This window comes from Actinoplanes sp. NPDC051859 (assembly GCF_044452725.1).
GTDB lineage: Bacteria > Actinomycetota > Actinomycetes > Mycobacteriales > Micromonosporaceae > Actinoplanes.
Map to the genome: position 1 here is coordinate 549164 of NZ_JBITBX010000002.1, position 20817 is coordinate 569980.

The following is a 20817-nucleotide window of genomic DNA, read 5'->3' on the forward strand; positions in this document are numbered from 1 at the left end:
TTACCCGAAACGACTGCGCCCACGCTCCCGACGACCGTGCGCCGGGAGCATGGGCGGCGGTGCTTACTTCGCGGCGTCGCTGGGGCTGTCCGAGCCCTTCGCGGCGGCGTCGAGCGACTTCTTCACGTCGACGAGCAGCTCGGCCCAGCTGGCCTCGAACTTCTCGACGCCCTCCTCCTCGAGCACCCGGAAGACGTCTTGCATGTCGACGCCGATCGCAGCCACGTCATCCATGACCTGCTGGGCGGTCGCGTACGAGCCGGTGACGGTGTCGCCGCGCGTGTCGCCGTGGTCCCCGTACGCCTGGATGACCGACTCCGGCATGGTGTTGACCGTCCCGGGGGCGATCAGCTCCTCGACGTAGATCGTGTCCTTGTAGTCGGGGTTCTTCGTGCCGGTCGAAGCCCACAGCGGCCGCTGCGGCAGGGCGCCCGCGTCGGCCAGCGCCTTCCAACGGTCGGAGCCGAACACCTCGGCGTACGCCTGGTAGGCGAGCTGGGCGTTCGCGACCGCGGCCTTGCCCTTGAGAGCCTTGGCGGCGTCGCTGCCGATCTTGTCGAGCCGCTTGTCGATCTCGGTGTCCACCCGGGACACGAAGAAGGAGGCGACCGAGCCCATCTTGCTGAGGTCGTGACCGTTCGCCTTCGCCTGCTCCATGCCGTCCAGGAAGGCGTCCATGACGGCCCGGTAGCGCTCCAGCGAGAAGATCAGCGTGACGTTGACGCTGATGCCCGCCGCCAGCGTCGCGGTGATCGCCGGCAGGCCCGCCAGGGTGGCCGGAATCTTGATGTAGAGGTTGGGCCGGTCGACCAGCCACCACAGCGTCTTCGCCTCGGACGCGGTCTTCGCGGTGTCGTGCGCACTGCGTGGGTCCACCTCGATGGACACCCGGCCGTCGACGCCGTTCGAGCCGTCGTACGACGGCTTCATCACGTCACACGCCCAGCGCACGTCGTACGAGGTGAGCAGCCGCACGGCTTCCTCGACGGTGACCTGCTGCGCGGCCAGGTCCTTCAGCTGCTCGTCGTACGCGTCGGCGTCGGCGAGCGCCTTGGCGAAGATGGTGGGATTCGTGGTCACGCCGGCCACGTGCTGTTCGCGGCGCATCTTGTCCAGCGAGCCGCTCTGCAGGCGCACCCGGGAAAGGTCGTCGAGCCATACCGCCACGCCTGCGGAGGAGAGGGCTTTCAGCCTGTCGGTCATTGCTTGCTCCCTCAGTTGCCGGTCTTGTGACCGGTGATTTCGCCGACCTTGGCGAGGGCGGCGTTGGCCTTGGCTACCACGTTGTCCGCGGTGAAGCCGAACTGCTCGAAGAGGATCTTCGCCGGGGCGCTGGCACCGTAGTGCTCGATGCTGACCGCCTCGCCGGCGTCGCCGATCAGGCGGTCCCAGCTCATCCGGATGCCGGCCTCGACCGCGACCCGGGCCTTCACGCCACGCGGCAGAACCCGCTGCTGGTACGCGGTGTCCTGCTCGTAGAACCACTCCTGGCACGGCATCGACACGACGCGCGTCGGGGTGCCCTCGGCCTCCAGCCGCTCCTGAGCGGTGAGGCAGATCGCCACCTCGGAGCCGGTGCCGATGAGGATCACGTGCGGGTCACCGCCGGACGCCTCGGACAGGATGTAACCGCCCTTGAGGACACCCTCCGCCGAGGCGTACTTGCTGCGGTCGATGGTCGGCAGGTTCTGCCGGGACAGCGCTAGGGCGGTCGGGCGGTCGGTGTGCTCCAGCGCACCCCGCCAGGCCCAAGCGGTCTCGTTGGCGTCCGCCGGGCGGACCACGTCGAGGCCGATGATGGCGCGCAGCGCGGACAGCGTCTCGATCGGCTGGTGCGTCGGACCGTCCTCGCCGAGGCCGATGGAGTCGTGCGTCCACACGTAGACGACGGGCAGCTTCATCAGCGCCGACAGCCGGACCGCACCGCGCATGTAGTCGCTGAAGACCAGGAACGTGCCGCCGTACGGGCGGGTGGCGCCGTGCGCGGCGATGCCGTTGAGGATCGAGCCCATGCCGTGCTCGCGGATGCCGAAGTGCAGGGTGCGGCCGTACTCGTGGCCGGGGAACGCCTTGGTGGCGTACTCGGCGGGGATGAACGACGGCTCGCCCTTCATCGTGGTGTTGTTGCTCTCGGCCAGGTCGGCCGAGCCGCCCCACAGCTCGGGCAGCACCGGCGCGAGCGCGTCCAGCACCTTGCCGGACGCGGCCCGGGTGGCGAGACCCTTCTCGTCGGCGGGGAACTCGGGCAGCTTCTTGGTCCAGCCCTCGGGCAGCGCTTTGGCGGCGAGCCGCTCGTGCAGCTTCTTGCCCTCGGCGTTACCGGCGGCCCAGGCGGCGAAGGCCTTGTCCCACTCGGCGTGCGCCTCGCGGCCGCGGGCCGATACCTGGCGGGCGTGCTCCAGCACCTCGTCGGCGACGGCGAACGTCTCGTTCGGGTCGAGGCCCATGACCTGCTTGGTGGCCGCAACCTCCTCGGCGCCCAGGGCGGAGCCGTGGATCTTGCCGGTGTCCTGCTTGTTCGGCGCGGGCCAGCCGATGATGGTGCGCAGCACGATGAACGACGGCCTGTCAGTGACCGCCTTGGCGGCCTCGATCGCCGCGTGCAGCGCCTCGACGTCCTCGTGGTACTCGCCGTTGCCGTCCTTGCCCTGGCGCCAGTCGACCGTCTGCACGTGCCAGCCGTACGCCGCGTAACGGGCGCCGACGTCCTCGTTCTTGGCGATCCGGGTGTCGTCCTCGATGGAGATCTCGTTGTCGTCGTAGATCACCGTGAGGTTGCCGAGCTTCTGCACGCCGGCGATGGCGCTCGATTCGTGGGTGACGCCCTCCTCGATGTCACCGTCGGAGCAGAGCACGTAGACCTGGTGGTCGAAGACCGAGGTGCCGGGGGCGGCGTCCGGGTCGAACAGGCCGCGCTCGCGGCGGGCCGCCATCGCCATGCCGACCGCGTTGCCGATGCCCTGGCCGAGCGGGCCGGTGGTGACCTCGACGCCGGGCGTGTGACCCAGCTCGGGGTGGCCGGGGGTCAGCGAGCCCCACTGGCGCAGCGAGGCCAGATCGTCGAGCGACAGACCGTAGCCGGAGAGATAGAGCTGAATGTAGAGGGTGAGGCTGGAGTGACCACAGGAGAGCACGAAACGGTCCCGGCCGGTCCACTGCGGGTCGGTGGGGTCGTGCCGCATCACCTTGTTGAAGAGCAGGTAGGCGGCCGGGGCGAGGCTCATCGCGGTGCCGGGGTGGCCGTTGCCGGATTTCTCGACGGCGTCCATCGCCAGCACGCGGACGGTGTCGACCGCCCTGCGGTCTAGGTCGGACCAGTTCAGATCTGTGGCAGCCACGTCGGTCGTTCTCCTCGGGCATGGTGTGGGAACCCTTTGAGGTTGACCCTATCCAGTCGTCGTAAACCCCCGCCCTCGGAACGCCTGAGGCCCATACGCTGAGAGCGGACACACACCCGGCTGGCTGTGACGCCTTGCACCGTCGACGGGTCGGCCGGGGAACGCCTCGGGCTGCGCGTAGGCTGTCCGAACGTGTCAGCCCATCCACTCCGGTGACGGCTGAAAAGTTGCACCCGTGGAATTGCACCCGCGCCGAGGCCGGAAGGTGGCTGTCCGTGAGCATGATCACCGAGCGTCCCGTACAGGGGCGGTCGCCGGGTCAGGCGGAGGCGGCGCCGCGGCAGGCCCGCGCCACCACCCGCCGCCGTGACATCCGCGCCGTGCTGAGTGCGTACGTCTCGCTGACCAAGCCGCAGATCGTCGAGCTTCTGCTGGTGACCACCATTCCGGCGATGATGTTCGCGGCAGACGGCAAGCCTGACCTGGGCCTGATGGCGGTGGTGCTGGTCGGCGGCTCGCTGGCCGCGGGTGCGGCGAGCGCGCTCAACTGCTACATCGACCGCGACATCGACCAGCTCATGCGGCGTACGAAGCGCCGCCCGCTGGCGACGCACAGTCTGACCCCGCGCGCCGTGTTGGTCTTCGGGCTGACGCTGGCTGCGGTCTCGCTGGTGCTGATGGCTGCGCTCACCAACTGGCTGGCGACGGCGCTGACCGCCGCGGCGATCGTCTACTACGACGTCGTCTACACGCTCTGGCTGAAGCGGCGCACTCCGCAGAACACCTTCTGGGGTGGCATCTGCGGAGCCGCCCCGGTGCTCATCGCCTGGGCGGCCGTGACCGGCACGGTCGCGCCCATCGGCTGGGCGCTTTTTGCCGTTGTGTTCTTTTGGCAGATGCCGCACTTCTACCCGCTCGCCATCAAGTACAAGGACGACTACGCCCGCGCCGGCATCCCGATGCTGCCCGTGGTCCGGTCGGCGCGGCGGGTCAACAACGAGATCCTGATCTTCACGGTGCTGACCGTGGTGGCCTCGCTGGCGGCCTGGCCGTTGGGCATGGGCCCGATCTACGGCGGGACGGCGGTCGTGGCCGGCGCGCTGTTCCTGCTCGAGGCCGTCCGGCTGGTCGGCCGCTCGCGTCGCGGGGAGCCGCTGAACGCCATGCGGTTGTTCCACTGGTCGATCACTTATCTCACCATCCTCTTCATTGCGGTTGCGGTCGACGCCCTCGTCTGACGCACACCACGTGCGTTCGCATTGAGTGACGCCATTGCGTTAGGGCGCACACAATGCCCGTTTCGCCGACCCCTGCAGTGACTCTCGGTCACTCAATGGGTGGAACCTGGCCAGGGGTATAAAACGGACGCTATTGGGGCATACCAATGCGCAGAGCCGGCAAACCCGCAGGTAATTGGCGTCACAAAATGCGCCCGTCCGTACTTGCTCCCGGCGAAAGTCTGCCTAGGCTTCGTCTCATGGCAGAAGGTTCCGATACGACACTGACCGCGGACATCAAATCGTTTGCCACCGGTCACGGCGGCGCGAAGGCGGTCATCGAGTACGTCGGCAAGCGCGGTGCCCGCATCGTTCTCGTGGGCGAGGACGGCGAGTGGACGGACCAGTTCGCCGCCGCCGGCACGGACGTCGCCCGCAAGGCCTGCGAGACCGCGGGCGTCGCGGTGGAGAACGAGTGGGAGCGCGAGCTCATGGAGCAGATGCGACCCAGCAACGACCTCTGGCGGTCCATGTCCCGCCGCAGCATGGCGCGGTAGCTCTTCCTCAGTCTTTCGGTGCGGCCCGGGCAGTGTCCGGGCCGCTTTCCTGTGCCCGGTGTCGCCCCAGAATCAAGATCACGAGCTTTGGGCGTAGCTGGGTGGGTGGTGCAGGCCGCAGCTCCCGCCGAGCCGGGCGCGAAGGGCCAGTCGCCCGGGGGCTCCTGAACGGCCCTCCGCACCCTTCACGGTGCGTGAGTGGCTGAGCTTCACCCGCAAACCCCACCCCCGCCCACCTCGCTGACGAATAATGCGCGGATGGAAGCTGACGAGATCAAGACCAGGATGCTGCGCGTCCTGGTCTACCGGAGTGCCGACATCGACACCGGATCGGAGCAGCTCATCCAGCTCGGCCACGACGCCCTGCTGGCCGGTAACGATTCGCCGTCAGTCGCCCTGCTGGCCGGGTTGACTCGCGGGGAGGAGTCCGAGGCCGGTGCACTGTTCGACCGGGTCGTCAAAGAACTGGGCCTCGCGGTAGACCTCCCCGCCGACGGTGCCCCGCGCCGGTGGGCCCTGGTGCGCTGGTGGGCCAGTCTCGCGCTGGACGGCACCCTGGACCCGGCGGTGGCCGCCGACCTCATCTTCTGGAAGGCCTACTCCGAGCTGGACCAGCCGGCCGTGCTGGCCCCGGTCGTCGCGGCCGTGGGGGCTTACGAGGACCTGGCCGACCAGCTCGCGGCCAACGACGACGCCGCGGTGGACGACGACGCCGAGCCGGCGCAGATCGAGGCCGCTGCGGTGTCGGCAGGGGATGACTCCGGGCGGAGCGACGCCGAGGGTGGCTCGGGAGAGCTGGAGCGGTTGGCCGCGGAGATCAAGGAGCGGATGCGAGAACTGGTGGCCCTGGAGCCCTGGCCGCCTCTTTCCTGATCAGGAGCGGCGACGGCGCCGCGCGGCGCGACCCCGGCGGCAGCGTCAGGCGCGCGGTCGCGTCAGGCGCGCGGTCGCGTCGGGCGCGCGGTCGGATCGGGCGCGCCGCAGGGGGCAGGCATCGGTGCGGCCGGGTCAAGCCACTGGAGTGGGAGCGGCTTGCTCGGCGGTGGTGGCTGGCGCGGGCTCGGGCTGGGTGAGGGCCGGGCGGTCGCGGAGGCGCCAGAGGGTGTTGAGGGTGGCTACCCAGACGAGGCAGGCGCCGAGCATGTGGGCGGCGACCAAGACCACCGGCAGGTGGGTGAAGTACTGGACGAAGCCGATCAGGCCCTGGGACAGCTCCACCACGACGAACACGCCCGCGGCGCGGATCGCGGCTGCCGGAGCGTTGGCGGCGCGCAGGGCGAACCACAGTGCCGCGGACAGGCCGATGAGCAGGAAGACCAGGTCCGCGTGGATCTGGGAGATGTTCGTGGGGTCGAGGCCGTTGCGCTTGGCGTTCTCGTCGCCCGCGTGCGGGCCGCTGCCGGTGACGATCACGCCGACCACGATCACCGCGGCGCTCACCAGGGCGGTCAGGATGGTCAGATGGCGCAGCGGGCGGGCCACCAGCGGGCGGGTGGGTGCGTCGCCTTCCTTCGTCCGCTGCCAGAGGGCCCAGGTGGCCGTGATCAGCACCATCGAGAGCAGGAAGTGCAGCCCGACCACCCACGGGTTCAGGTCGGTCAGGACGGTGATGCCGCCGATGACGCCCTGGCCGGGGATGCCGAGCCCGGCGGCGAGCGACAGCAGGATCAGCGAGCGGCGCCGGGGCTTGTGCATCAGTGCGGCGATGAAGGTGGCGAGGGCGATGAGGCCCAGGACGATGCCGAGCAGTCGGTTGCCGAACTCGATGACGCCGTGCACACCCATTTCGCGGGTGGTCGTGTACGACGCGTCGGTGCACTTGGGCCAGGTGGGGCAGCCGAGTCCCGAACCGGTCAGCCGAACCGCCGCGCCGGTGACGACGAGGCCGATGTTGGCGATCATGGACGCGAGGGACAGTCGGCGCAGCAGGCTGGTGCTCACGTGCGGCATCGTACGCGCGAATTCGATCTTGATTGCGGGCGCCTCCGGCGGCGAGCCGGCCAGCTTAAGTAAGGCTGTCCTTCGGTGTTCCGCATCACCGGAGTGCCGGTTTGCAGGCACGGAGTGAATTACGTAACGTTGCCGTAGTGAAAAACGGAGTGCTGGCGCGGAGCAGCCAGGTGGCCACAGCGGCCACCGGGTCCCGCGCATCCTCCGCAGAGGGTAAGGGCGTCGATGTGCGCACCCGGGACCGGGTCGCGCAGCTCCTGCTGGAGCGCGGCACCGCGACCGCGGCCGAGCTCGGTGAAGTGCTCGGGCTCAGTTCCGCCGCCATCCGCAAACACCTCGACGCCATGCTGGCCGACGAGCTCGTCGCGGTGCGCGAGGTGCCTCGGCGCGGTCCCCGTGGGCGCGGCCGGCCGGCCAAAGCCTTCATGCTCACCGCTGCCGCTCGGGAGAGCTTCCCGCACTTCTATGACGGCATCGCGACCGCGGCGCTGCGCTGGATCGCCGAGCACGGCGGTCCCGAGGCCGTCGACGCCTTCGCCGCCACCCAGGTCTCCGCGTTGGAGGAGCGCTGCCGGACGGCGATGCTGTCGGCCGGAGACGATCCGATCGCCCGGGCGGAGGCGCTCGCCGAGGCGCTGACCGCGGAGGGCTACGCTGCCAACGCGACCACGATCGCGACCGGCGGGCAGCTGTGCCAGCACCACTGCCCGGTGGCCCACGTGGCCGCCGAGTTTCCCCAGCTGTGCGACGCCGAGACCGCGGTCATCTCGCGGCTCATCGGCACCCACGTGCAGCGCCTCGCCACCATCGCCCACGGCGATGGCGTCTGCACGACGCACATCCCGGCCCCACAAGGTTCAACCACCGCGAACACGGTTAGGACAGATAGATGACTGACCAGATCGTCACTCAGGAAGAGCACCTGGCCGCTCTTGGCAAGTACGAGTACGGCTGGGCCGACGCCGACGTCGCGGGTGCCGCCGCGCAGCGTGGCTTGTCCGAAGCGGTGGTGCGCAACATCTCCGCGCTGAAGAGCGAGCCGGAGTGGATGCTCGAGCTGCGGCTCAAGGGCCTGCGCCTGTTCGACCGCAAGCCCATGCCGAACTGGGGCGCCGACCTCACCGGCATCGACTTCCAGAACATCAAGTACTTCGTGCGCTCCACCGAGAAGCAGGCCCAGAGCTGGGAGGACCTGCCGGAGGACATCAAGGCGACGTACGACAAGCTGGGCATCCCCGAGGCGGAGAAGCAGCGCCTCGTCGCCGGTGTCGCCGCGCAGTACGAGTCCGAGGTCGTCTACCACGCGATCCGCGAGGACCTCGAGGAGCAGGGTGTCCTCTTCCTGGACACCGACACCGCCCTCAAGGAGCACCCGGAGATCTTCCAGGAGTACTTCGGCACGGTGATCCCGGTCGGCGACAACAAGTTCGCCGCGCTGAACACCGCGACCTGGTCCGGCGGCTCGTTCATCTACGTGCCGAAGGGCGTGCACGTCGACATCCCGTTGCAGGCCTACTTCCGGATCAACACCGAGAACATGGGCCAGTTCGAGCGGACGCTGATCATCGCCGACGAGGGCAGCTACGTGCACTACGTCGAGGGCTGCACCGCGCCGATCTACTCGTCCGACTCGCTGCACTCCGCGGTCGTCGAGATCGTCGTCAAGAAGAACGCCCGGGTGCGGTACACGACCATCCAGAACTGGTCGAACAACGTCTACAACCTGGTCACCAAGCGCGCCACCTGCGAAGAGGGCGCGACCATGGAGTGGATCGACGGCAACATCGGCTCCAAGGTGACCATGAAGTACCCCGCGGTCTACATGACCGGCCCGCACGCCAAGGGCGAGGTGCTCTCGATCGCCATGGCCGGCGAGGGCCAGCACCAGGACTCCGGCGCCAAGATGGTGCACGCCGCGCCGCACACCTCCTCGACGATCATCAGTAAGTCGATCGCCCGGGGCGGCGGCCGCACCTCGTACCGCGGCCTGGTGCAGGTCATGGACGGCTCGCACCACAGCGCCAGCACGGTCAAGTGCGACGCGCTGCTGGTCGACACGATCTCGCGCTCGGACACCTACCCGTACGTCGACATCCGCGAGGACGACGTCAACATGGGCCACGAGGCGACCGTCTCCAAGGTCAGCGACGACCAGCTCTTCTACCTGATGAGCCGGGGCCTGACCGAGGACGAGGCCATGGCGATGATCGTGCGCGGCTTCATCGAGCCCATCGCCAAGGAGCTCCCCATGGAGTACGCCCTCGAGCTGAACCGCCTCATCGAGCTCCAGATGGAGGGCGCGGTCGGCTGACCGCGGCCCTTCCCCGCCGTTTCCCGCTGCGAAGAACTAGGACGAGATGACTACCGAGGCCATGGCCCCGCCGAGCACCAAGTCGCAGGTGCTGCGTTCCTTCGACGTCACCGACTTCCCGGCCGTCAACGGCCGGGAGGAGGAGTGGCGCTTCACCCCGGTCAAGCGGCTGGGCGCTCTCATCAAGGCGGACGCCCTCACCGGCGCGGCGCCCGGGTTCGCCCCGGGCGACCTGCCGGCGGGCATCTCGGTCACGCAGGTCGACGCGGGCAAGGTCGACGCGGTGCTGACGCCGTTCGACCGGATCAGTGCGCTCGCGTACGGCTCGGCCGCCGAGGTCACGCTGATCGACGTCGCCGCGGAGACCGTGTCGGACACGGCCGCCGTGATCCGCGTGGTCGGCCAGGGCGCCGAGGCCGCGGCCGCGCGGACCTACGTCCGGGTCGGCAACTTCGCCAAGGTCACCATCGTGCTGGAGCAGACCGGTACCGCGACCCTGGCCGACAACATCGAGGTCGTGCTCGGCGACAGCGCCCAGCTCACCTTCGTCACGCTCGCCGAGTGGGACAACGGCTCGGTGCAGGCCCAGCACGTCAAGTTCAAGGTCGGCAAGGACGCCCGCGTCGAGCACGTGCAGGTGACCCTCGGCGGCGACCTGGTCCGCCAGTTCACCAGCGTCGACTACGTCGGTCGCGGCGGCGACGCCGAGCTGTGGGGCCTGTACTTCGCCGACGCCGATCAGCACCAGGAGCACCGGCAGCTCGTCGACCACAGTGTGCCGGACTGCCGCAGCTACGTCGGCTACCGCGGCGCCCTGCAGGGCGCCGGTGCGCACACCGTGTGGGTCGGCGACGTGCTGATCCGCGCGGCGGCGACCGGCACGGAGACCTACGAGATCAACCGGAACCTGGTGCTGACCGACGGCGCACGGGCCGACTCGGTGCCGAACTTGGAGATCGAGACCGGCGAGGTTGCCGGGGCGGGCCACGCCAGCGCCACCGGCCGCTTCGACGACGAGCAGCTGTTCTACCTGATGGCCCGCGGCATCCCCGAGTTCGAGGCCCGCAAGCTTGTCGTCCGCGGCTTCTTCGCCGAGCTGATCAACAAGATCCCGGTCGAGGAGCTGCGCGAGCGCCTTGGCAATGCGATCGAGGCCCGACTCGCGAAGGCCGGGGCCTGACCGATGGCGTTCGAGCTTGTCGGGCCCGCCGCTGACGTGGCGAAGGGCTCGGTGATCTCCGTCGAGGTGGACGGCGTCGACGTCGCGGTGGTGCACGCCGACGACGACAGCTTCTACGCCGTCCGCGACGAGTGCAGCCACGCCGCCGTCGCGCTCTCCGAGGGCGAGGTCGAGGGCTGCACGCTCGAGTGCTGGCTGCACGGGTCCCGCTTCGACCTGCGTACCGGTGAACCCTCCGGCCCGCCCGCCACCGAGCCGGTGGCGATCTTCCCCGTCGAGATCCGCGACGGCGACATCTACGTTTCGACGACACCGAGTAATGGAGTAGAGCCGTGAGCACCCTGGAGATCCGCGACCTGCAGGTTTCGGTCAAGCTGCCCGAGGGCGACCTGAAGCCGATCCTGGCCGGCGTCGACCTCACCGTGAAGTCGGGCGAGACCCACGCCATCATGGGCCCGAACGGCTCCGGCAAGTCGACCCTGGCCTACTCCATCGCCGGCCACCCGAAGTACGAGATCACCGGCGGCACGGTGACCCTCGACGGCGACAACGTTCTCGACATGACCGTCGACGAGCGGGCCCGCGCCGGCCTTTTCCTCGCCATGCAGTACCCGGTCGAGGTTCCCGGCGTCTCGGTGGCGAACTTCCTGCGCACCGCCAAGACCGCGATCGACGGCGAGGCGCCGAAACTGCGCACCTGGGCCGGCGAGCTGCGTGGCGCCATGGAGAAGCTGCAGATGGACCCGGCGTTCGCCCAGCGCAACGTCAACGAGGGCTTCTCCGGCGGCGAGAAGAAGCGCCACGAGATCATGCAGCTCGAACTGCTCAAGCCGAAGATGGCGATCCTCGACGAGACCGACTCCGGCCTCGACATCGACGCGCTGCGCATCGTCAGCGAGGGCGTCAACCGGGTCCGCGAGACCGGCGAGACCGGCATGCTGCTGATCACCCACTACACCCGGATCCTGCGCTACATCAAGCCGGACTTCGTGCACGTCTTCGTCGCCGGCAAGATCGTCCAGGAGGGCGGCCCCGAGCTCGCCGAGCAGCTCGAAGCCGAGGGCTACGAGCGGTACGTGGCCGGCGCCCGCGCCTGATCCACCCAGCTAGGAGAGCGCACATGACCTTCGACGTGGCCCGGGTTCGCGCCGACTTCCCGATCCTGGGCCGGGAGATCAACGGACATCCGCTGGTCTACCTGGACAGCGCCAACACCTCGCAGAAACCGCGCCAGGTGATCGACGCCATGCGCGACCACCAGGAACGGCACAACGGCAACGTGTCCCGCTCGGTGCACACCCTGGGCACCGAGTCGACCACCGCCTACGAGGACGCACGCGCGAAGGTCGCCGCTTTCATCGGGGCGCCGTCGCCGGACGAGGTGGTGTTCACCAAGAACTCCACCGAGGCGATCAACCTGGTCGCCTGGACGGCGGCGGAGTTCCTGTCGCTCGGCCCCGGCGACGAGATCGTGGTCTCCGAGATGGAGCACCACTCCAACCTCGTGCCGTGGCAGCTGCTCTGCAAGCGCACCGGCGCCACCCTGCGTTGGTTCGGCGTCACCGACGAGGGCCGGCTCGACGAGTCCCAGCTCACTTCGCTGGTGAACGAGCGGACGAAGCTCGTCTCGGTCGTCCACATGTCGAACATTCTCGGCACGATCAACGACCCGGCGCGGATCGTCGCCCGGGCCCACGAGGTCGGCGCGCTGGTCATGCTCGACTGCTCCCAGTCGGTGCCGCACTTCCCGGTCGACGTCCGTGAACTCGGCGCCGACTTCATCGCGTTCACCGGCCACAAGATGCTCGGCCCGACCGGCATCGGCGTGCTCTGGGGCCGGATGGCGCTGCTCGAGACGATGCCGCCGTTCCTCGCAGGCGGCTCCACGATCGAGACGGTCAGCCTCGGCGGCACCACGTTCGCCGCGCCGCCTGCCCGGTTCGAGGGCGGCACCCCGCCGATCACCGAAGCCATCGGCCTCGGCGCCGCCGTCGACTACCTGACGGCGCTGGGCATGGAGAACGTGCACCACCACGAGCAGGAGATCACCGCGTACGCGCTGAAGGCCCTCACCGACGTGCCCGGCGTGCGCATCTTCGGCCCCGCCACGCCGGAAGGTCGCGGCGGCACGGTGTCGTTCGAGGTCGACGGGGTACACCCGCATGACGTAGGCCAGATCCTCGACAGCCTCGGCGTCGAGGTGCGGGTCGGCCACCACTGCGCGCGGCCGGTGTGCACGCGCTACGGGGTGCCGGCGATGACCCGGGCCTCGTTCTACCTCTACACGACGACCGACGAGATCGATGCTCTCGCTCGCGGTCTGGAGCAGGTGCGGAAGGTGTTCGCCTGATGATCGACCAGCTCTACCAGGACATCATCCTGGACCACTACAAGAACCCGCACGGGCGCGGCCTCCGCGACGATTACCAGGGCGAAGCGCACCACGTGAACCCCACCTGCGGCGACGAGATCACCGTCCGGGTCACCACCGACCTGTCCGACATCTCCTACGACGGGGTGGGCTGCTCGATCAGCCAGGCCTCCGCTTCGGTCCTGTACGAGCTCCTCAAGGGCCGTACGGTCGCCGAGGCCGCCGCGATCCACGATGCGTTCCTCGACCTGATGCAAGGTCGGGGCCAGGTCGAACCCGACGAGGAAGTCCTCGGCGACGGTATCGCTTTCGCCGGCGTCGCGAAGTTCCCGGCCCGGGTGAAGTGCGCCCTCCTGCCCTGGATGGCGTTCAAGGACGCGGCGGCGCGCGCGGGCGTCAGCATTGACCCGGAGGTAACAGCATGACCGACAAGACCATCGAAGAGATCGCCTCGGACGCCGCGGAGACGGCGGGCCCGGACGACGCGACCTCGCCGGTCGTGGCTGCTGCGGCCGACGACGCTGCTGGTGCACCGGAGGCCCCTGCTGCGCCGGCTGCTGGTGCACCAGAGGCCACTGCTGCGCAGGCTGCCGCCGCCCCGGCTGGGGCGAAGGCTTCGCACGCCGACGTCGAAGAGGCGATGAAGGACGTCGTCGACCCGGAGCTCGGCATCAACGTGGTCGACCTTGGGCTCGTCTACGACGTGCACGTCGACGATGACAACGTGGCGACCCTCGACATGACGCTGACGTCGGCGGCCTGCCCGTTGACCGACGTCATCGAGGACCAGACCCGGCAGGCGCTGACCACCGGCCCCGGTGGCGGCCTGGTCAAGGACTTCCGGATCAACTGGGTGTGGCTGCCGCCGTGGGGCCCGGACAAGATCACGGACGAGGGCCGCGAGCAGCTGCGCGCGCTGGGCTTCAACGTCTGACAGCACACGCTCCCGGGCCGCCATGTCGATGATGTGGCGGCCCGTTGCCGTGTGCGCCCGTCTTCCGCTTGGGCGAAACTGTCCGGGCTGGTGGGCGCACGGTTCCCCGAGATCGGCGGGCGGCGGTGGTAGACAACGAGCATGACCTCGATGCCGCCGTACCCGGACCTGCTGGACCAGATCGACGAACGGGCGGCCGCTTTCCGCGCGGCAGCCGCCGCGGCCGGTCCAGAAGCTTGAGTTCCGGGCTGCCCGGACTGGACGGTGCACGACCTTGTCGCCCACCTCGGTGAGGTGCACCGCTTCTGGGCGGCGACGGTCGCGGCCGGTCCCGCGGAGGGACCGCCGTCCGCGGAGGCCCGCGGAGACACCACTGTGCAGGGCGAACTGCTCGAGTGGTCGGCGGAATCCGCCCGCCTGCTGCTGGCAGCCCTACAAGCCGCCCCGGCGGATCGCGAGTACTGGACCTGGTGGCCGGACACCGAGGCGCCCACCACCGTGGGCGCGATCGCTCGCCATCAGGTGCAGGAGGTGGCTGTCCACACCTATGACGCCCAGGAGGCCGCAGGTGTTCCGGAGCCGATTCCCGCCGCGATCGCGGTGGACGCGGTTTCGGAGTTTCTGGTGGTGAGCCTCGGCAGCCTCGGTGCCTGGCCGCATCGCCCGGCCCGCATCGCCCTGTCCGCCGTCGAAGGTCCGACCTGGCTGCTGGACCTCACCCCGGCCGGCGCCAAGGCCGACCCCGCGGCGAGCGGCGAGCCGCTAGCCACGGTTCAGGCGTCCGCAAGTGACCTGCTGCTGGTCCTCTACGGCCGGATCAGCCCGGCGGCGGTGACGGTGAAGGGCGACAGCGCTGTCGTGCACGAGCTGTTGGCCTGGACCAAGAACGACTGACTCAGAGGTGTTTCGCGGCCTCGCGGACCGACAGGGGAGACAGCTCGCTTCCGTGAGTGGCGAGGTAGGCGCGGATGGCGTCAGGATCGGTGCGGGCGTACTGGCGCAATGCCCAACCGATGGCCTTGCGGATGAAGAAGTCCGGATGGCTGGCCTGGCGCGAGCAGTACCCGAAGAGTCGAGCGGTGTCCGTCGCGGTCCCGTAGTGCAGCTGGTGCAGAATCGCGGTCCGGACTACCCACATGTCATCGTCGACGATCCAGGCGTCCATCTCGCCGCGGAGCTGAGGATGCCGGGCGACGAGGCCGCCGACGACGCGGGTCGCCAGCGCATCCACGGTGTCCCACCACGACTTGGTGGTGATCAGCGTGCGTACCGTCGCGAGAAACTCCGGCCCCGGCACCTTGACCTGCGCCCGCAGCCAGTCACACGCGAAGTACTGAAACTCCCGCTCGTCCAACGCCCAGCAGGTCACCGCCACCGCCCGCAAGTCGTCCTCGGTGGGGCGGGGGAGTCCAGCCCGCACGCTGCGGTCGAGCGCGCGCCGGGCCGGACTCGCAATGCCCAGGAACGCGAACTGATCCCGCATGTACGCCGCGGCCTGCCCTGCCCGCTCCGGGTCTCGGGCGCCGCGGTACGACCGCACCAGCCTGTCCAACACCTCGTCGGCCACCGCACGCGTCATGAGCCGGATCATGCCAGGATCGGCAGAACCCCGACCCGGGAACCACCGTAGGGTGAAGGCCATGAGTGCACGTCCGGCGGCCGGCGGGGGCCGATGGGTCGACGTCCCACCCGAACGGCTCGACCGGTGGCTGGCGAACTTCGCGACCCGGCACGGCGGTCACACGGCACACGGCCTCATTCTCACGGGTACGGACGGCGCCACGGCCGAGTTGTTTCCGCCGCCAGGCGTACCCGCCGTTCCCGACGTTGCCACCCTCCAATCTCGAGCCACAGCACCGCGCCGCATCGGGCTCCTCCTCGCACGCAAAGGTGCAGTGGCTGCCGGCGTCGCCGACGGGGTGGAACTGCTGACCTCGAAAGTCGACACACACTACGTGCAAGGCCGGACCGCTGCCGGCGGCTGGTCCCAGCAGCGGTTCGCCCGTCGCCGCGACAACCAGGCCAAAGCCGCCGCCGCTGACGGTGCCGCGATCGCCGCCCGCATCCTGCTCCCCGCAGTCGGCACCCTGACCACCCTGGTCACCGGCGGCGACCGCACCGCCGTGGACACGATCCTCGCCGCCGCACCCCTGGCCGCTCTGCTGCCGCTGCGCCACGACCGCTTCCTCGACGTTCCCGAACCCCGCCGAACCGTCCTCGAGGAAGCCGTCGCCGCCGCCCGCGCCATCCGCATCCTGGTCCGCGACCCCTGAGCGCTGATGGGGTACGTGCGCTGCCGGCGAGCCGCCCTGCGTGGACGACTGCGGCCGCTGAGTGCTGGTCGCGTACGCAAGATAGGTTTCGGGGGTGGAAGTTGTCGCCGACCTGATGCTGATCCGGCACGGCCAGAGTGCGTCCAATGTGGCCTTTCCGGTGGCCGACGCGGCCGGTTTGCTGGAGTCAGGGCTGTCCGGGCGGGATGCCGACGTGCCGCTCACCGAGTTCGGCGTCACGCAGGCTCGGGCGGTCGGGCGGTGGCTGGCCGGGCTGCCCGCCGACGACGTGCCGGAAGTCGTCATCACGTCGCCGTACGTGCGGGCCCGGGAGACCTGGCGGATCGCCGCGGAGGCCTCCGGCCTGGCCTTCGACGTGCCGGCGGTCGACGAGCGGCTGGTGGACCGGCTGCTCGGGGATCTGGAGATGCTGACCCGGGCGGCCATCGCACAGCGGTTCCCGGCGGAACCGGGCCGGTTGGCGGCCGCGGGAGAGTTCGGCTACCGGCCGCCAAACGGGGAGGCATTCGAGGACGTGGGAGTTCGGCTCCGGTCGTTCCTCGACGACCTGCACCGTCGGCACGCCGGCCGCCGGGTGGTGGTGGTGGCGCACGACTCCGTGGTGCTGATGATGCGGTACGTCATCGAGGGCCTGGACTGGGACGGCGTGGCAGCCGTGGCGCAGGTCGGTCCGGTGCGCAACGCCTCGATCACCCGATTCGACGGGTCCTCGGGGCGGTTGATGTTGCAGGGATACAACTCCGTGGACCACCTCGACACCTGATCACCGCCCGGGGCTGACGGCTCACCACACGAGGCCGACGGCGAGGATGGCGATCACGATGCTGGAGCCGAGCGCGGTGAGCAGCCGGGCCCGGGGACCGGTGAGCAGCCGGCCCGCCAGCGCGCCGCTGGCGGCGACCAGCAGTTGCCAGCTTGCCGAAGCCAGGAACGCGCCGAGCACGAACCAGGCGCCGCCGCCCTCGCCGCCGCGACCCAGCACCAGGGCCGCGAAGTAAACGACCGTGGCCGGGTTGAGCAGGGTGAGACCGAGAACGCCGAGGAACGCGGACGCTGGAGTGGTCTGGTGCGGATCGCGGGTAGCCGCCGGCGCGGCGAGAGCCGACCGGGCGGTGTGCGCGGCAAGCAGCAGCAGGACCGCGGCAGCCGCCCAGCGCAGGGGCCCCGCGATCGGCGTGATCGCTGCGGCGAGGGCCGCTCCGCCGAGCACCGCCAGCAGGGCGTACCCGCCGTCGGCGACGGCGGCGCCCAGGCCGGCGGCGGCCCCGACCCGCCACGACGTGCGGGCGCTGAGGCCCGCGATCAGGACGGCGATGGCTCCCACGGGCACGGCGACGCCGTAGCCGGCGATGACGCCGGCCCAGAACGCCCCCGTCATGACGGCGGAACGGAAACCGCCGGGCCGCCGGAGCCTCGCTGCTGTCGCGCGACCCGGAGGGGCGCGGCAACGGCAGTGGGCTTCGGCAGGCTCGTCACGGTCACCGGACCAGCGTGGCGTCCCGTCCTCGAACAGACAACGCGTTTTCCGCCGGTCAGCTCATCGTCCTGGTCCTAGCTCACTGCCCCGGCGGCGAGCGGGTCTGGCTGCCTTGGTGCGCCGGCGGCGAGCGGGTCTGGCTTTTGCTCACTGCGCCGGCGGCGAGCGGGTCTGGCTTTGCTCACTGCGCCGGCGGCGAGCGGGTCTGGCTTAGCTCACTGCGCCGGCGGCGAAGGTGTCGCAGCTCTTGGCGGAGCCGCTGTCGAAGCCGGTGCGGAACCATTGCTGCCGTTGCGCGCTGGTGCCGTGGGTGAACTCGGCCGGGTTGATCGTGCCACCGCCGCGCTGTTGCAGGGTGTCGTCGCCGATCTTGGCGGCGGTGTCCAGCCCCTGCTGGATGTCGGCGTCGGTGAGCTTCTTGATGAGTGGCTGACCGCCCGCGTCGTCCGTGGTGGTGGCGTTCTTGGCCCAGACGCCGGCGTAGCAGTCGGCCTGCAGCTCCAACTTCACGGACAGCTGGTTGGCCTGGTCGGGGTCACGCTGTTGGGCCCGACGCATGGCCGCTTCGGTTCCCGAGATGTCTTGGATGTGGTGGCCGTACTCGTGGGCCAGCACGTACGGCTGGGCGAACTCGCCCGGGGCGCCGAGTTGCTCCGCGAGGACGTTGTAGAACTTCAGGTCGATGTAGACGCGGTCGTCGGCGGGGCAGTAGAACGGGCCGACGCCGGAGTCGGCCGCACCGCACTTGGTCCGGACGGCGTTGTTGAAGAACACCGTGGTGGCCGGCTGGTAGGCCTTGCCGAATTCCGTCGGGTAGGCCTCGACCCAGTAGTCCTGGATCGAGTTGACGAACAGGGTGTTGCGGCACTCGAGCTGCTTGAGGGCGTCGGCCTGCGAGCACTTCTGCTGCAACGACGTGTTGTCTCCGCGCTGCGGGGTGCCGCCGCTGTCGCCGCCGAGGGTGTTGATCCCGAAGTAGCCGCCGACCAGGGCGATCACCACGGTGATGATGATCCCGGTGAGGCTGCCGCCGCCGATGGGCAGGCCGCCGAGACCGCCGCCACCGCCGGAGGAGGAACGCTGGTCGTCGATCTGGCTCGTGTCGATCCTGGCGTTCTCGTTGAGTTCCATCTCGCCCTCCCGGGTACCGCTCGCGCGCTCGGCGCGTGTGCCGGGGCGTGTACCCGATGATCTTGCCGGCTAATCGGGTGGGTGACGGTGGAGGCGGCCCGGTACAATCGTCGCGTGCTGCTCTGCGAAGGCTGACTGCCCCGCGCCGACCGCGTTCTTACCGGCCGGCGCTTCCGTGTGCCCTGAGCCAGCCTTCTTCCTGCGAGAGCGAGACGTCTCCTCATGATTACCGCCACCGGACTCGAACTGCGCGCCGGCGCTCGGATCCTGCTGTCCCCGGTCAACCTGCGGGTGCAACCGGGCGACCGGATCGGCCTGGTCGGCCGCAACGGCGCGGGCAAGACCACCACGCTCAAGGTGCTGGCCGGCGAGGGCCAGCCCTATACCGGTGAGATCAGCCGGACCAGTGAGGTCGGTTACCTGCCGCAGGACCCGCGTACGGGTGACCTGAATGTCACTGGCCGCGACCGGGTGCTCTCCGCCCGCGGGCTGGACGTGCTGCTTGCCGAGATGCAGAAGCTCGAGGTGGAGCTGGAAGAGAGCGCCGACGACAAGTTGGTCCGGCGCTACGGCACCCTTGAGGACCAGTTCGCGGCACTGGGTGGCTATGCCGCTGAGGCCGAAGCCGCCCGTATCTGTTCCAACCTGGGCCTGCCCGATCGGGCGCTGGCGCAGACCATCGGCACCCTGTCCGGTGGTCAGCGGCGCCGGATCGAGCTGGCCCGGATCCTCTTCGCCAACTCGGGCCAGAACGGCAAGGGCATCCTGCTGCTCGACGAGCCGACCAACCACCTCGACCAGGACTCGATCGCCTGGCTGCGGGGCTACATGGCGCAGCACAAGGGTGGTCTCATCGTGATCAGTCACGATGTCGAGCTGCTCGACGCCGCGGTGAACAAGGTCTGGTATCTCGACGCCAACCGCTCGGTGGTCGACATCTACAACGTCGGCTGGAAGAAGTACCTGGAGTCGCGGGAGACGGACGAGCGTCGCCGCCGCCGGGAGCGGGCCAACGCGGAGAAGAAGGCCGGGGCCCTGATGGCTCAGGCTGACAAGATGCGAGCGAAGGCGACCAAGACGGTTGCCGCGCAGAACATGGCCCGTCGCGCGGAGAAGCTGCTCGGCGGCCTCGAGGAGGTACGCACCTCGGACAAGGTCGCCAAGGTGCGCTTCCCGAACCCGGCCCCATGCGGCAAGACGCCGTTGACCGCGGTCGGCCTCTCCAAGTCGTACGGTTCGCTGGAGATCTTCGCCGACGTGGACGTCAACGTCGACCGGGGTTCCCGGGTCGTCATCCTCGGGCTGAACGGCGCGGGGAAGACCACCCTGCTGCGGATCCTCGGCGGTCTGCTGAACTCCGACACCGGCGAGGTGCGCCCCGGCCACGGCCTGCGGATGGGCTACTACGCCCAGGAGCACGAGACGTTGGATGTGGACCGCAGCATCCTGGACCACATGCGCAGTGCGGCCTCGGAGCAGACCGACACCGAGCTTCGGCGGATCCTCGGGGCGTTCCTCTTCTCCGGTGACGACGTCGACAAGCCGGCCGGTGTGCTCTCCGGTGGCGAGAAGACCCGCCTCGCACTGGCAACTCTGGTCTGCTCGGGCGCCAATGTGCTGCTGCTCGACGAGCCCACCAACAACCTGGACCCGGTCAGCCGGGAGCAGGTGCTGGATGCGATCGCCAACTACCCGGGCGCGATCGTGCTGGTGACGCACGATGCCGGGGCAGTGCAGGCACTGAAGCCGGACCGGGCGATTCTGCTGCCTGACGGCGATGAGGATGCCTGGAGCGATGACCTGCTGGAGCTGGTCGAGCTCGCCTGATCCCCGCCGTTGATCGGGGATCATGGGCATCGTCAGTTGTCAACTGGTGCCCACACAGACAGTGCGACGTCGATCGGGCATCGGTCCTCCGGTGCCCGCCTGACGATCCACTGGGGCCGCCCGCAGGGCGCGTTCTCGGCCCGCCAGGATGGCTCAGGGTGAACGCTCGTTAGACGCTGCGTGACATCGTTGTCGTTCCCTCGAGTGGATGATGTTTGTGCAGGTCAACA

General features: G+C 69.5%; 20 protein-coding genes and 1 pseudogene. 15 read left to right on the top strand and 6 right to left on the bottom strand.

What is annotated here, in order from left to right; genetic code table 11:
* Window positions 1-63 precede the first annotated feature (63 nt).
* Together tal and tkt are read right to left on the bottom strand one after the other, a co-directional pair.
* Window positions 64-1203: a transaldolase gene (tal, locus tag ACIA1L_RS06510; protein WP_396071478.1), complete on the bottom strand. Its 1140-nt coding sequence runs from the start codon at window positions 1201-1203 to the stop codon at window positions 64-66.
* An 11-nt stretch (window positions 1204-1214) separates the two neighbouring features.
* Window positions 1215-3269 carry a transketolase gene (gene tkt, locus ACIA1L_RS06515; protein ID WP_396071781.1) on the bottom strand — a complete coding sequence of 685 codons (2055 nt, stop codon included), beginning with the start codon at window positions 3267-3269 and terminating at the stop codon, window positions 1215-1217.
* Between the two features lie 350 nt (window positions 3270-3619).
* Between tkt and ACIA1L_RS06520 the strand changes: the two genes are divergently transcribed.
* From ACIA1L_RS06520 to ACIA1L_RS06530, 3 genes are all read left to right on the top strand, one after another.
* Window positions 3620-4576: a heme o synthase gene (locus ACIA1L_RS06520; protein ID WP_396071782.1), complete on the top strand. Its 957-nt coding sequence runs from the start codon at window positions 3620-3622 to the stop codon at window positions 4574-4576.
* Window positions 4577-4815: 239 nt separating this feature from the next.
* Window positions 4816-5112, top strand: coding sequence for a hypothetical protein (locus ACIA1L_RS06525; protein WP_396071479.1), 297 nt, complete (start codon window positions 4816-4818; stop codon window positions 5110-5112).
* Window positions 5113-5370: 258 nt separating this feature from the next.
* Window positions 5371-5985, top strand: coding sequence for a hypothetical protein (locus ACIA1L_RS06530; RefSeq protein WP_396071480.1), 615 nt, complete (start codon window positions 5371-5373; stop codon window positions 5983-5985).
* 135 nt (window positions 5986-6120) lie between these two features.
* On the opposite strand, the gene ACIA1L_RS06535 is transcribed toward ACIA1L_RS06530, so the two are convergent.
* The gene (locus ACIA1L_RS06535) at window positions 6121-7062 is read right to left on the bottom strand and encodes a heme A synthase (RefSeq protein WP_396071481.1); all 942 of its coding nucleotides are present in this window, start codon (window positions 7060-7062) and stop codon (window positions 6121-6123) included.
* Between the two features lie 170 nt (window positions 7063-7232).
* Here ACIA1L_RS06535 and ACIA1L_RS06540 point away from each other — a divergent pair, with 170 nt between their 5' ends.
* The 9 genes and pseudogenes from ACIA1L_RS06540 to ACIA1L_RS06580 all read left to right on the top strand — a co-directional run.
* The gene (locus ACIA1L_RS06540) at window positions 7233-7955 is read left to right on the top strand and encodes a helix-turn-helix transcriptional regulator (protein WP_396071783.1); all 723 of its coding nucleotides are present in this window, start codon (window positions 7233-7235) and stop codon (window positions 7953-7955) included.
* On the top strand, window positions 7952-9373 hold the full coding sequence (gene sufB, locus ACIA1L_RS06545; protein WP_396071482.1) for a Fe-S cluster assembly protein SufB: 1422 nt from the start codon (window positions 7952-7954) through the stop codon (window positions 9371-9373). The genes ACIA1L_RS06540 and sufB overlap by 4 nt, the downstream gene beginning before the upstream one ends.
* 46 nt (window positions 9374-9419) lie before the next feature.
* A complete protein-coding gene (gene sufD / locus ACIA1L_RS06550; RefSeq protein ID WP_396071483.1) occupies window positions 9420-10553 on the top strand; it encodes a Fe-S cluster assembly protein SufD in 1134 nt (377 codons plus the stop codon).
* A gap of 3 nt (window positions 10554-10556) precedes the next feature.
* On the top strand, window positions 10557-10889 hold the full coding sequence (locus tag ACIA1L_RS06555) for a non-heme iron oxygenase ferredoxin subunit (protein WP_396071484.1): 333 nt from the start codon (window positions 10557-10559) through the stop codon (window positions 10887-10889).
* A complete protein-coding gene (gene sufC, locus ACIA1L_RS06560) occupies window positions 10886-11650 on the top strand; it encodes a Fe-S cluster assembly ATPase SufC (RefSeq protein WP_396071485.1) in 765 nt (254 codons plus the stop codon). Before ACIA1L_RS06555 ends, sufC begins: the two co-directional genes overlap by 4 nt.
* A 23-nt stretch (window positions 11651-11673) precedes the next feature.
* On the top strand, window positions 11674-12903 hold the full coding sequence (locus ACIA1L_RS06565; protein WP_396071486.1) for a cysteine desulfurase: 1230 nt from the start codon (window positions 11674-11676) through the stop codon (window positions 12901-12903).
* Window positions 12900-13349 carry a Fe-S cluster assembly sulfur transfer protein SufU gene (gene sufU, locus ACIA1L_RS06570; RefSeq protein ID WP_396071784.1) on the top strand — a complete coding sequence of 150 codons (450 nt, stop codon included), beginning with the start codon at window positions 12900-12902 and terminating at the stop codon, window positions 13347-13349. The genes ACIA1L_RS06565 and sufU overlap by 4 nt, the downstream gene beginning before the upstream one ends.
* Window positions 13346-13858: a metal-sulfur cluster assembly factor gene (locus ACIA1L_RS06575; protein ID WP_396071487.1), complete on the top strand. Its 513-nt coding sequence runs from the start codon at window positions 13346-13348 to the stop codon at window positions 13856-13858. Before sufU ends, ACIA1L_RS06575 begins: the two co-directional genes overlap by 4 nt.
* A 252-nt stretch (window positions 13859-14110) precedes the next feature.
* Window positions 14111-14752 (top strand): annotated as a pseudogene (locus ACIA1L_RS06580) (maleylpyruvate isomerase family mycothiol-dependent enzyme); the annotation flags it as partial.
* A gap of 1 nt (window position 14753) precedes the next feature.
* Here the strand turns inward: ACIA1L_RS06580 and ACIA1L_RS06585 are convergent.
* On the bottom strand, window positions 14754-15437 hold the full coding sequence (locus tag ACIA1L_RS06585; protein ID WP_396071488.1) for a DNA alkylation repair protein: 684 nt from the start codon (window positions 15435-15437) through the stop codon (window positions 14754-14756).
* A gap of 61 nt (window positions 15438-15498) precedes the next feature.
* On the opposite strand from ACIA1L_RS06585, the gene ACIA1L_RS06590 reads away from it, so the two are divergent.
* Both ACIA1L_RS06590 and ACIA1L_RS06595 read left to right on the top strand, forming a co-directional pair.
* Window positions 15499-16131: an acVLRF1 family peptidyl-tRNA hydrolase gene (locus ACIA1L_RS06590; protein WP_396071489.1), complete on the top strand. Its 633-nt coding sequence runs from the start codon at window positions 15499-15501 to the stop codon at window positions 16129-16131.
* Window positions 16132-16225: 94 nt separating this feature from the next.
* Complete coding sequence (locus tag ACIA1L_RS06595) at window positions 16226-16915, top strand: histidine phosphatase family protein (protein WP_396071490.1); 690 nt, start codon at window positions 16226-16228, stop codon at window positions 16913-16915.
* 21 nt (window positions 16916-16936) lie between these two features.
* On the opposite strand, the gene ACIA1L_RS06600 is transcribed toward ACIA1L_RS06595, so the two are convergent.
* Window positions 16937-17530: a LysE family transporter gene (locus tag ACIA1L_RS06600; RefSeq protein WP_396071491.1), complete on the bottom strand. Its 594-nt coding sequence runs from the start codon at window positions 17528-17530 to the stop codon at window positions 16937-16939.
* 309 nt (window positions 17531-17839) lie between these two features.
* Window positions 17840-18760 carry a neutral zinc metallopeptidase gene (locus tag ACIA1L_RS06605; protein WP_396071492.1) on the bottom strand — a complete coding sequence of 307 codons (921 nt, stop codon included), beginning with the start codon at window positions 18758-18760 and terminating at the stop codon, window positions 17840-17842.
* A gap of 222 nt (window positions 18761-18982) precedes the next feature.
* Here ACIA1L_RS06605 and ACIA1L_RS06610 point away from each other — a divergent pair, with 222 nt between their 5' ends.
* Window positions 18983-20587, top strand: coding sequence for an ABC-F family ATP-binding cassette domain-containing protein (locus ACIA1L_RS06610; RefSeq protein ID WP_396071493.1), 1605 nt, complete (start codon window positions 18983-18985; stop codon window positions 20585-20587).
* Window positions 20588-20817: the final 230 nt, after the last annotated feature.

What these genes read in the sequence shown, in the direction of transcription:
- ACIA1L_RS06525 (WP_396071479.1), top strand. Translation starts at nt 4,816, where the DNA reads ATGGCAGAAGGTTCCGATACGACACTGACCGCGGACATCAAATCGTTT.
- ACIA1L_RS06535 (WP_396071481.1), bottom strand. Translation starts at nt 7,062, where the DNA reads ATGCCGCACGTGAGCACCAGCCTGCTGCGCCGACTGTCCCTCGCGTCC.
- ACIA1L_RS06575 (WP_396071487.1), top strand. Translation starts at nt 13,346, where the DNA reads ATGACCGACAAGACCATCGAAGAGATCGCCTCGGACGCCGCGGAGACG.
- ACIA1L_RS06600 (WP_396071491.1), bottom strand. Translation starts at nt 17,530, where the DNA reads ATGACGGGGGCGTTCTGGGCCGGCGTCATCGCCGGCTACGGCGTCGCC.
- ACIA1L_RS06520 (WP_396071782.1), top strand. Translation starts at nt 3,620, where the DNA reads ATGATCACCGAGCGTCCCGTACAGGGGCGGTCGCCGGGTCAGGCGGAG.
- ACIA1L_RS06555 (WP_396071484.1), top strand. Translation starts at nt 10,557, where the DNA reads ATGGCGTTCGAGCTTGTCGGGCCCGCCGCTGACGTGGCGAAGGGCTCG.
- ACIA1L_RS06610 (WP_396071493.1), top strand. Translation starts at nt 18,983, where the DNA reads ATGATTACCGCCACCGGACTCGAACTGCGCGCCGGCGCTCGGATCCTG.
- ACIA1L_RS06585 (WP_396071488.1), bottom strand. Translation starts at nt 15,437, where the DNA reads ATGACGCGTGCGGTGGCCGACGAGGTGTTGGACAGGCTGGTGCGGTCG.
- ACIA1L_RS06565 (WP_396071486.1), top strand. Translation starts at nt 11,674, where the DNA reads ATGACCTTCGACGTGGCCCGGGTTCGCGCCGACTTCCCGATCCTGGGC.
- sufD (WP_396071483.1), top strand. Translation starts at nt 9,420, where the DNA reads ATGACTACCGAGGCCATGGCCCCGCCGAGCACCAAGTCGCAGGTGCTG.
- tal (WP_396071478.1), bottom strand. Translation starts at nt 1,203, where the DNA reads ATGACCGACAGGCTGAAAGCCCTCTCCTCCGCAGGCGTGGCGGTATGG.
- ACIA1L_RS06530 (WP_396071480.1), top strand. Translation starts at nt 5,371, where the DNA reads ATGGAAGCTGACGAGATCAAGACCAGGATGCTGCGCGTCCTGGTCTAC.
- tkt (WP_396071781.1), bottom strand. Translation starts at nt 3,269, where the DNA reads ATGGACGCCGTCGAGAAATCCGGCAACGGCCACCCCGGCACCGCGATG.
- ACIA1L_RS06590 (WP_396071489.1), top strand. Translation starts at nt 15,499, where the DNA reads ATGAGTGCACGTCCGGCGGCCGGCGGGGGCCGATGGGTCGACGTCCCA.
- sufB (WP_396071482.1), top strand. Translation starts at nt 7,952, where the DNA reads ATGACTGACCAGATCGTCACTCAGGAAGAGCACCTGGCCGCTCTTGGC.
- ACIA1L_RS06605 (WP_396071492.1), bottom strand. Translation starts at nt 18,760, where the DNA reads ATGGAACTCAACGAGAACGCCAGGATCGACACGAGCCAGATCGACGAC.